Source organism: Sphingomonas sp. (assembly GCF_039595165.1).
Taxonomy (GTDB): domain Bacteria; phylum Pseudomonadota; class Alphaproteobacteria; order Sphingomonadales; family Sphingomonadaceae; genus Sphingomonas.
On record NZ_JBCNMA010000121.1, the window covers coordinates 1 to 9,975 of the forward strand.

Annotated in this window: 8 protein-coding genes, 1 pseudogene and 1 riboswitch; of the genes and pseudogenes, 7 read left to right on the top strand and 2 right to left on the bottom strand. The window is 70.5% G+C overall.

The features are described 5' to 3' along the window. The coding region (locus ABDV68_RS15790; RefSeq protein WP_343521059.1) for a TonB-dependent receptor at positions 1-2,276 on the top strand (2,276 nt) is incomplete at its 5' end. A gap of 228 nt (positions 2,277-2,504) precedes the next feature. Beyond that, positions 2,505-2,725, top strand: a riboswitch (cobalamin riboswitch). A 181-nt stretch (positions 2,726-2,906) separates the two neighbouring features. Further along, positions 2,907-4,757, top strand: coding sequence for a TonB-dependent receptor (locus tag ABDV68_RS15795; RefSeq protein WP_343521060.1), 1,851 nt, complete (start codon positions 2,907-2,909; stop codon positions 4,755-4,757). Between the two features lie 78 nt (positions 4,758-4,835). On the opposite strand, the gene ABDV68_RS15800 is transcribed toward ABDV68_RS15795, so the two are convergent. Further along, positions 4,836-5,675, bottom strand: a complete 840-nt coding sequence (locus ABDV68_RS15800) for an ABC transporter substrate-binding protein (RefSeq protein WP_343521061.1) — start codon at positions 5,673-5,675, stop codon at positions 4,836-4,838. 53 nt (positions 5,676-5,728) lie between these two features. Between ABDV68_RS15800 and ABDV68_RS15805 the strand changes: the two genes are divergently transcribed. The 5 genes from ABDV68_RS15805 to cobU are packed head-to-tail and all read left to right on the top strand — an operon-like array spanning position 5,729 to position 9,731. Further along, positions 5,729-6,721 (top strand): iron ABC transporter permease, encoded by a 993-nt coding sequence (locus ABDV68_RS15805; RefSeq protein WP_343521062.1) that lies wholly within the window; start codon positions 5,729-5,731, stop codon positions 6,719-6,721. Further along, on the top strand, positions 6,715-7,488 hold the full coding sequence (locus ABDV68_RS15810; RefSeq protein WP_343521063.1) for an ABC transporter ATP-binding protein: 774 nt from the start codon (positions 6,715-6,717) through the stop codon (positions 7,486-7,488). The genes ABDV68_RS15805 and ABDV68_RS15810 overlap by 7 nt, the downstream gene beginning before the upstream one ends. Then, entirely contained in the window at positions 7,485-8,501 is a 1,017-nt protein-coding gene (cobT, locus tag ABDV68_RS15815; RefSeq protein WP_343521064.1) for a nicotinate-nucleotide--dimethylbenzimidazole phosphoribosyltransferase, read from the top strand. The genes ABDV68_RS15810 and cobT overlap by 4 nt, the downstream gene beginning before the upstream one ends. A 7-nt stretch (positions 8,502-8,508) precedes the next feature. Beyond that, on the top strand, positions 8,509-9,228 hold the full coding sequence (gene cobS / locus ABDV68_RS15820; protein ID WP_343521065.1) for an adenosylcobinamide-GDP ribazoletransferase: 720 nt from the start codon (positions 8,509-8,511) through the stop codon (positions 9,226-9,228). Next, the gene (gene cobU / locus ABDV68_RS15825; protein ID WP_343521067.1) at positions 9,225-9,731 is read left to right on the top strand and encodes a bifunctional adenosylcobinamide kinase/adenosylcobinamide-phosphate guanylyltransferase; all 507 of its coding nucleotides are present in this window, start codon (positions 9,225-9,227) and stop codon (positions 9,729-9,731) included. The genes cobS and cobU overlap by 4 nt, the downstream gene beginning before the upstream one ends. 9 nt (positions 9,732-9,740) lie before the next feature. Here the strand turns inward: cobU and ABDV68_RS15830 are convergent. Continuing rightward, positions 9,741-9,975, bottom strand: a pseudogene (locus ABDV68_RS15830) (hypothetical protein); the annotation flags it as partial.

Genomic DNA, 9,975 nt, shown 5'->3' on the forward strand with positions numbered 1-9,975 from the left:
CCGCAGGCCAGGCGCTCGACCGCGCGCTGCGCGGCACCGGCGCGCGGGCACGGCGCGTCGCCGTCGCGACGTACCTTGTCGAGCGCGCACCGGTCGTCGCGCGCCCGGCCCCTCGCCCCGCCCCGCCCCGGCCGAGCGCGCCGCCACCCGAGCCGGAAGCACCGATCGAGGTCGTCGTCACCGCGACCAAGCGCGACGTCCCGCTCGGCGCCTATCCCGGCGGGGTCCAGATCATTTCGGGCGACAGCCTCTCCGCCGCCGATGCGATGCAGGGCACCGGCGCGATCGAGGCGCGCATCGCCAGCGTGGTCTCGACTCATCTCGGTCCGGGCCGCAACAAGCTGTTCGTGCGCGGCATCGCGGATTCGAGCTTCGTCGGCCCGACCCAGGCGACGGTAGGCCAGTATTGGGGCAACAGCCGCATCACCTATAGCGCGCCCGACCCCAATTTGCGGCTCTACGACGTCCAGAGCATCGAGGTGCTCGAGGGGCCGCAGGGCACGCTCTACGGCGCCGGATCGCTCGGCGGCGTGGTGCGCGTGGTGCCGCGCGCGCCGGACCTGATCAACTTCGGCGGCGCGGCGTGGGGCGGCGTCACCGGGGTGCAGCACGGCCAGCCGACCGTCGACGGCGGCGGCATCGTCAACGTGCCGCTGGTCGAGGACAAGCTCGCCTTCCGCGGTCTCGCCTTTGGATCGGTCGAGGGCGGCTATATCGACGATCTCGGCCGCGGGCTGCGCGACGTGAACCGGGTGCGCACGGTGGGCGGACGCGGCGCGCTGCGCTTCGATCCGGGCGACGGCTGGACGGTCGACCTGAGCGGCGTCGGCCAGAAGATCCGCGGCGACGACAGCCAGTATGCCGAGCGCGGCGTCGGCGATCTCGCGCGCGTGAGCAGCATCGCCCAGCCCTTCCGCAGCGACTATTGGCTCGCCGACCTCGTCGTGCGCAAGCGCTGGGACGACCTCGAGCTCACCTCGTCGCTCGGTTACGCGCGCCAATATGTGTTCGAGATGTTCGAGGGGCAGGCGCTGGCCGACCCCGCGGAGCCGGAGGTCAAGCCCGTATTCGACGCGCCCGGCACCGGCTATTCGCAGACGAACCGCATTTCGATGCTCACCTTCGAGACGCGGCTGGCACAGCGCGGACCGAACGGCACCGGCTGGCTGCTCGCGGCGAGCCTGCTGCGCAACGAGGCGCGCGTTCAGCGCCGCATGGACATCGCGCCTACGCTGATCGAGGCGGGCGAGGCGACCACCGGCAGTGGCGCGGTGCCGAGCCGCACCTATAGCTGGTCGGCCGCGGTGTTCCTGCCGATGACCGGCGTGACCAACCGCGTCGAGGAAGCGACGCTCTATGGCGAGGCGACGATCGAGCCCGCGCCGCGGGTGACGCTGACGCTGGGCAGCCGGCTCACCCATGCGAGCCTGGCCGGCTATTCGGAAGATGTGCCGGCGGCGCTGGCGTTCCGCGTCGATCCCGGCGCGCGCGGCACGCGCAGCGAGACGCGTCTGCTGCCCTCCGCCGCGCTGGCCTATCGTCCGACCGACGAACTCACCCTGTTCGCGCGGCTCCAGCAAGGCTTCCGGCCGGGCGGGATCGCGGTGCGCCAGGATTTCATCCAGCGCTTCCAGGGCGATCGCGTCACCACGGTCGAGGGCGGCGGGCGCTATATCGGCGGCAATTTCGACCTCGCGCTCAGCGCGTCTTGGACCGACTGGAAGCATATCCAGGCCGACCTGATCGACGGCTTCGGCTTTCCCACCACCGCCAATATCGGCGACGGCGAAGTGTATTCGCTCGGCCTCGCCGGACGCTGGCGCCCGATCCCCGGGCTCGAGTTCGACGCGTCGGTCTATTTGAACGACAGCAGCGTCACGCGGCGCGACGTGATCCTGCTGCCGATCGACGCCCCCGCGATACCGGCCGACCGATTGCCCAACGTCGCCGACGCGACGGCGCGGCTCGGCTTCGCCTATACCGCTGACGTGTCGAGCGACGCCGCGCTCTCGCTCACCGGCCACGTCCGCTATGTCGGCCAGTCGACGCTCGGCATCGGGCCGATCCTCGAGCGGCTGCAGGGCGACTATATCGACACGATGCTGGAGGCGCGGATCGGCAACGAGCGCCGCAGCATCAGCCTCGGGCTCACCAATCTGTTCGATTCGCGCGGCAACCGCTTCGCGCTCGGCTCGCCCTTCCTGATTCGCGACCGCGACCAGATCACCCCGCTGCGTCCGCGCGCGATCCGGATCGGCTTCGACCTCGCCTTCTGACCTGACTCCACGTCCCATATTGTTGTCATTCCCGCGCAAGCAGGAATCCATTCTGGCCGGCCTATCGGCGGAATCGGAATGATAGCGGCAATGGATCCCCGCCTGCGCGGGGATGACGGCAGGGGCAAGGTCATCCAGGACTTCAAGCTGCGTCAACACCTGACCCTATGGTTCTTGGCAACAAGCGGGATTGCGCGTAGGGCGCGCCTCGCAACCGGGAGAAATCCGGTTGCGAATGATCGCGCCGGTGCCCCGAACGGGGCTTAATCGGGAATGCGGTGCGGACGGGTGACCGTCCAAAACCGCGGCTGTCCCTGCAACTGTGAGCGGCGAGCGAGACGCGCTGGCTTCCCTGTGAGGAAGCAGCCACTGGATCATCGATCCGGGAAGGCCGCGCATCGAGCGACGACCCGCGAGCCAGGAGACCTGCCGGCACGGGTCGCTCTTGCCTGGGTCCAGGGATAGGCCAAGGCACGGTTTCTCTCCGTCTGAGCGACGAACCATGCGGCGGGGCCGCACGGTCATGCTCGCGCGGGTGCCTCCAGCGTCCGCCCGCACGCGCGTGACGGCCGTTCGCACGCGGACGGCACGCCCCGCCATCCGTTGCTCCGACGCCCGGGGGAATACGCCGTGAACTATCGTTACCTGACCATCCTGCTGGCCACCGCCGCCACGCCGGCCTTCGCGCAGGACAACCCGTCCCAGGGCGAGGACGACATCGTCGTCACCGCCAGCCGCGTGCCGCTGACCGCGCGCGAGGTCGGCAGCTCGGTGAGCATCGTCACCGCTGCGGACATCGCCCGCGAGCAGATCATCTTCGCCAAGGACGTGCTGCAGGACCTTCCCGGCATCCAGATCAGCTCCGACCGGCCCGGCGACGCGGCCAGCGTGAGCATCCGGGGGTCGGACAACGACCAGGTGCTCTACCTGATCGACGGCATCGAGCTGGGCGATCCCAGCAACATCAGCACGCAGTTCCAGACCGACCACCTCACCACCCGCGACGTCGCGCGGATCGAGGTGCTGCGCGGCAACCAGAGCTCGCTCTACGGCTCGGACGCGATCGGCGGGGTGGTCAACATCATCACCCAGCGCGCGGACGCCGACGGCATCACGGTCAACGCCGAGGGCGAGGCGGGATCGCACGACACGCTGAACGGGGGCGCGTCGCTGCTCGGCCGGACCGGCGCGCTCGACTTCCGCCTCACCGCGAGCGGATACCGCCACAAGGGCCCATCGCTGGCCGACGGGGTCGAGGACGACGAATATTGGCGCTACGGCTTCAGCGGCCGCGTCGGGCTGGCGGCGAGCGCCAACGTCGACCTGCAGCTGATCGGCTTCTGGCAGGATTCGCACAGCGACCTCGACGACACCACCGCCGACAGCCTCGATACCGCGCGCGTCGAGGAATGGGCGCTGGCCGGCCAGGGCAGCTATCGCAGCGACGACGGCGCCTTCCGCGCCACCGCGACCGCGAGCCGCTACAAGGCGCAGCGCCGCTATTTCGGGACGTTCTACCTGCCCGAGGGCGACCTGTTCGAGGGCACCAAGGATTCGCTGTCGCTCAACGCGAGCTACGACAAGGGCGGCGTGGCCGGGGTCGCGGCCGGGGCCAATTACGAAGAGGAATATACCGACCAGGTCACCAGTTTCTCGGGCATGTTCGATGCCCGGATCAAGACCAAGTCGGCCTATGCCGAGGTCGCGCTGCGGCCGGTGACGGGACTGACCATCACCGGCGCGGCGCGGATCGACGACAATAGCCGCTTCGGCAGTTTCGGCACCTATCGCGTGACCGGCGCCTATGTCGTGCAGGACGCGGTCGGCGGCGGCGACGTCAAGCTGCGCGCGAGCTACGGATCCGGGGCCAAGGCGCCGGGCCTCTACCAGCTGTTCGACCCGAGCTTCGGCAATCCGGGACTCAAGGTCGAGACCAGCGAGGGCGGCGATGTCGGCATCGACCTCGGCTTCGGCGAGCGCTTCACGGCGCAATTCTCCTACTTCTTCACGCGTACCCGGAACGAGATCGGATTCGATTGCGACGGCGCGCCGGATGGCTGCTATCTGAACTTCGCCAAGACCCGGAAATCGGGCATCGAGATCGCGTTCGACATCCGCCCGATCGAGTGGCTGTCGATCCGCCAGAGCTATACCTATCTCGAGGCCGAAGCACCGGGGGCGAACGGTGCATGGCTCGACCTCGGCCGGCCGAAGCATTCGGGCAGCACCTCGGTGACGGTCACCCCGGTCGAGCGCCTCTCGCTCACCGCGCGGGCGCGCTATCGCGATCGCAACGCGGCGAGCTTCGGCGGCGTGACCGAGGGTTACGAGGTGGTCGACCTGCTCGGCTCCTACGACATCACCGGCAATATCGAGGTCTATGGCCGTGTCGTGAACCTGTTCGACAAGGAATATCAGATGAGCTTCGGGAAGAACGCGCTCGGCCAGAGCTTCTACGGCGGCGTGCGGCTGAGCTTCTGATCGTCACCGGGAGGCGGCCAGCGTCCGCCTCCCCTTTTCCGGAGGCCAGCGATGCAGCACCCGTTCGGCGAGAATAACCTAGCGGCGGCGCGCAGCCTGCTCGGCGATGCGCCGGGCCGCGAGCACATAGGCGGGGCCGCCGCACACCGTCCATGCCTGCGGGATGGCGATGCGCGGGATGCGGCGCAGCGCCGGGTGATGCAGCATCTCGGTGCCCTGGTCGACGACGCGGGCGGTTGCGCTCTCGACGATCAGGAAGTCGGGCCGGGCGGCGACCATCTCCTCGAGGCCGACTTGCGACAGCGGCGGCTTGCCGAGCTTGACGGCGAGGTTGGTGAGGCCGGTGCGGGTCATCAGGTCGTCGATCAGCGTGCCGCCGCCCGTCAGGAAACCGCGGCGCTGATAGTAAGCGGCGACCTTGCCGCGGCTCGCCGCATGCAGCCTCGCGAGCTCCGCATCCATGCGGTGGACCAATGCCTCGCCGCGCGCGGGGTGGCCGATCGCGGCGGCGACGGTGCGGATATTGCCGGCGATCGCGGCATAGCTTTGCGCATCCTCGAGATCGATCGTGCGATAGCCCCGCGCGTTGAGCGGCTGCAGCATCGGGTGGCTGCTCGCGGGCATGCCGAGGATCAGGTCGGGCCTGGCCGCGTAGAGCTGCTCCGCCGACGGCTTGAGGACGGGCAGGCGTTGCGCGAGCGCCGCGGCGGCGGACATGCCCGGATCGCGCGCGTGCAGCGTCAGGCCGGCGATCTGCCCACGATCGGCCAGCGCGATCAGCAGCTGATCGGTGCAGAGGTTGAGCGAAACGATCCGCTGTGGTCGAACCGGCGCGCCGGCGACAGGCGGCGGAGTCGGGCTGGCCGAGGCGCCGGCCCCGAGAAGGGCGACGAGTGCAAGATGAAGGAGGCGCCGCATCACGCCGACGTTCCTAGCCCCGCTGGCGCGCCGGGCAAGCGGATCGTGACGCGATGACTCGCGGTTCCGCCGGCCTCTCCGCCGCGCTGCTGGTGTTGACCATGCTCTCGGCGCTGGCGTCGCTCGGATTCGGGACCGTCACGCTCGCGCCCGATCGCGTCGTCGCCGCGCTGCTCGGCCGCGGCGACATGATCGCGAGCACGATCGTGCTCGAGCTGCGCATGCCGCGGATGCTGCTCGGGCTGCTCGTCGGCGCGATGCTGGGACTCGCGGGCGCGGCGCTGCAGGGGTTCCTGCGCAATCCGCTGGCGGAGCCGTCGGTGCTCGGCGCATCGAACGCGGCGGCGCTGGGCGCAGTGGTCGCGCTCTATTTCGGGCTGGCCGAACTGCACCCCGCCCTGCTGCCGCTGCTCGCGATCGCCGGCGGGCTGGTCGCGCTCGCCGCGCTGTTCGGCCTCTCCGCCCAGTCGGAAAGTGCGCTGACCCTGATCCTCGCGGGAATCGCCATCGCCACGCTGGCCGGCGCCGGGATCAGCCTGGCGCTCAACCTGTCGCCGAACCCGTTCGCGGCGATGGAGATCATGAACTGGCTGCTCGGGAGCCTGGAGAACCGCTCGTCGCAGCATGTGTGGATCGCGCTGCCGTGCATCGTCGCGGGCGGCGCGCTGCTGCTCTGGGACGGGCGTTCGCTGGACGCGCTGACGCTGGGCGAGGACGGCGCGCGGGCATTGGGGGTCAATCTGAACGCGGTGCGCTGGCGGCTGTTGATCGGGGTGGCGATCGGGGTCGGCGGGGCGGTCGCGGTGTCGGGGTCGATCGGCTTCATCGGGCTGATCGTGCCGCATCTGCTCCGGCCGTTCACCGACCGCTCGCCCTCCGCGCTGCTCCTGCCCTCGGCGATCGGCGGGGCGCTGCTGCTCACCTTATCCGACCTCGGCGTGCGGGTGATCCCGGCGACCAACGAGCTCAAGCTCGGCGTGGTCACCGCGTTCCTCGGCATCCCGGTGTTCCTCGTTCACCTGATGCGGGAGCGGAGGCTATGGTGAGCCTGACCACGACGAGGCTGACCGTCGCGCTCGGGCCGCGCACCGTGGTGCGCGACGTGGGCATGGCGCTGGAGCCGGGGCGGCTGATCGGCATCATCGGGCCCAATGGCGCGGGCAAGTCGACGCTGGTGCGCGCGCTGCTCGGCCTGATCCGCTACCGGGGCCGGATCGAGCTCGACGGTGTGGAGATCGGCAGCCTGGCGCGCGAGCGGGTTGCGCGGCAATTGGCCTATCTGCCGCAGGGGCAGACGTTGCACTGGCCGTTGTCGGTCGAGCGGCTGGTGGGGCTCGGGCGGCTGCCGCACCTCGCGCCGATGTCGCGCATCTCCGCCGAGGACGAATCGATCGTCGAGCGGGCGATGGCGCGTGCCGACGTGCTGCACCTGCGCGGGCGCGTCGCCACCGAGCTGTCGGGCGGCGAGCGGGCGCGGGTGCTGCTGGCGCGGGCGCTGGCCGTTGGGGCGCGCGGGCTGATCGTCGACGAGCCGCTCGCGTCGCTCGACCCGGGGCACCAGATCGACGTGATGGAGCTGCTGCGGCAGGAAGCCGAAGCGGGCTCGCTCGTCGTGACCATCCTGCACGATCTGACGATGGCGGCGCGCTATTGCGACCGGTTGCTGCTGATGGCCGAGGGGCGGCTGATTGCCGACGGCACGCCGCTCGAGGTGCTGAGCGAGGCCAATCTGCATGAGGTCTACGGGATTAGCGCGTGGATCGAGGGGGATCGGACGCCCTTGGTGGTGCCGACGGGACGAGTGGGACGATGATGAGGTTTGACACCGCCGAGTCGCTTTCGGCCGCGCTTCGCGACCTGCCGCCGCCGGATCCCGCCGCGATCGAGGCGGCGGCCGCGCGCCAGGCAGAGCTGACCAAGCCCGCTGGATCGCTCGGGCGGCTGGAGACGATCGCGTTGTTCCTCGCGGGTTGGCAGGGCAATCCGCGGCCGGCGCTGGACAAGGGCCGCGCGGTGATCTTCGCGGGGAATCATGGCGTCACGCAGCATGGCGTGAGCGCCTTCCCCGCCGACGTGACCGCGCAGATGGTCGCCAATTTCGAAAATGGCGGCGCGGCGATCAACCAGCTCGCGCGGCATGCCGGGCTGGAGCTGCGCATCGTCGCGCTCGACCTCGACCGGCCGACCGCCGATTTCACGCGCGCGTCCGCAATGACCGAAGCCGAGTGCCTCGACGCGCTGGCGCAGGGCGCCGCGGTGGTCGATCCCGGGCTCGACCTGCTGGTGGTGGGGGAGATGGGGATCGGCAACAGCACCTCGGCGGCGGCTTTGTGCGCGCGCAGCTTCGGTGGCGATCCGCGCGATTGGGTGGGACCGGGCACCGGGCTCGATGCCGATGGGCAGGCGCGCAAGATCGCGGTGGTCGAGCGCGCGCTCGTCACGCATGCGGGCGCGCCGCACGACGCGTTCGAGACGCTGCGCCGGCTCGGCGGGCGCGAGATCGCGGCGATCGCGGGCGCGGTGCTGGCCGCGCGGCACCGGCGCGTGCCGGTGATGCTCGACGGGTTCATCGCCTGCGCCGCGCTGGCGCCGCTGGTGGCGCAGGCGCCGGGGATCGTCGACCATTGCCTCGCCGGGCATTGCTCGGCCGAGCCCGGGCATGCGCGCTTGCTCGAACGGTTCGGTCTCGACCCGCTGCTGCGGCTCGACATGCGGCTCGGCGAAGGCAGCGGGGCGGCGGTGGCGGTGTCGATCGTCCGGGCGGCGCTGGCGGCGCATAGCGGCATGGCGACCTTCGCCGAGGCGCAAGTGGCCAGGCGGTTGTGACCGGGCGATGAAGCGATTGCTCCTCGCGCTCCAGTTCCTCACGCGATTGCCGGTGCCGCGCGTCGCAGGGGATGCGACGGAATTCGCCGCGAGCATGCGCTGGTTCCCGATCGCCGGGCTCGCAGTCGGTGGGGTGGTGGCGGGCGCCTTCTCGCTCGGCGCGCAGGTCGATCCGTGGCTGGCGGCGCTGGCGGGGCTGGCCGCCTGGGTGTGGGTGACCGGTGCGCTGCATCTCGATGGGCTTGCCGATCTCGCCGATGCCAAGAGCGCGGCGCATGGCGACCGCACGCGGCTGCTGGCGGTGATGGCGGATCCGCATATCGGCAGCTTCGGGGTGATCGCGATCGTGCTCCAGCTCGCCGCAAAGCTGGTGCTGCTGCACCTTGTGCCGCCGGCGCAATGGATCGCGCTGTTGCTGATTCCCGCTGTGGCAAGGATCGCGCCGCTGGTCTGGACGCGGTGGCTGCCGCAGCTGCACGACGGGCTGGCGGCGCGGTTCGCGAGTGCGGTGCGGCCGCTGGACCTGATCCTGTGGACCGTTGGATGGCTTGCCGTCTGTTACGTGGCGCCCGCCCTGCTCGCCGCGCCGTTGCTGATCGGCGGGTGGTGGCTGTGGCTGCGCCGATCGCTGGGCGGCGTGTCGGGCGATTGCCATGGCGCGGGGATCGAGCTGGTCGAGACCGGACTGCTGCTCGCGCTCATCCTCTCCGGGGAAATCATCACATGAGCACGCTTCTCGTCCTGGGCGGCGCCCGGTCGGGCAAGAGCAGCCACGCGCAGGCGCGCGCCGAAACGATCGGCGGCGAGCTGGTCTTCGTCGCCACCGCGGAGGCATCCGACGACGAGATGGCGGAGCGGATCGCGCGTCACCGCAGCGATCGCGGGGCGCGCTGGTCTACCGTCGAGGCGCCTGTCGAGCTCGCCGCGGCGATCCGGCGCGAAAGCCGGCCCGGGCGCGTGCTGCTGGTGGATTGCCTGACGCTGTGGACGTCGAACCTGCTGCTCGCCGGGTGCGACATTACCGCCGCCACCGACGAGCTGGTCGAAGCGATCGCGGACGTGGCCGGACCGCTGATCCTGGTCAGCAACGAGGTCGGGCTCGGCATCGTGCCGGACAACGAACTCGCGCGGCGGTTCCGCGACGAGGCGGGGCGAGTCAATCAGCGCGTCGCCGCCTGCGCGGACGAGGCGGTGTTCGTGGCTGCGGGCCTGCCGCTCAAGCTCAAATAGGCCGCGGCCTCAGGGCAGGTCGTCGTTGAGGCTGCGCAGCACCGGCAGGATCGTGGCGTAATCGTCGGTCCACGGCGTGAAGCCCGGCGTCGTCCGCAGCGCGCGCCACTCGCCGCCGGTCGCCTTGAGCCGCGCGATCGTCGCGGGCGAACGCGACAGCGCGATCCAGTCCGAGGTGGTGGCTTCGTCCATCTCTTCCATGATCGTCGGGAAATAGGTGAGTTCGGCGGCGCTCCACCCGCCC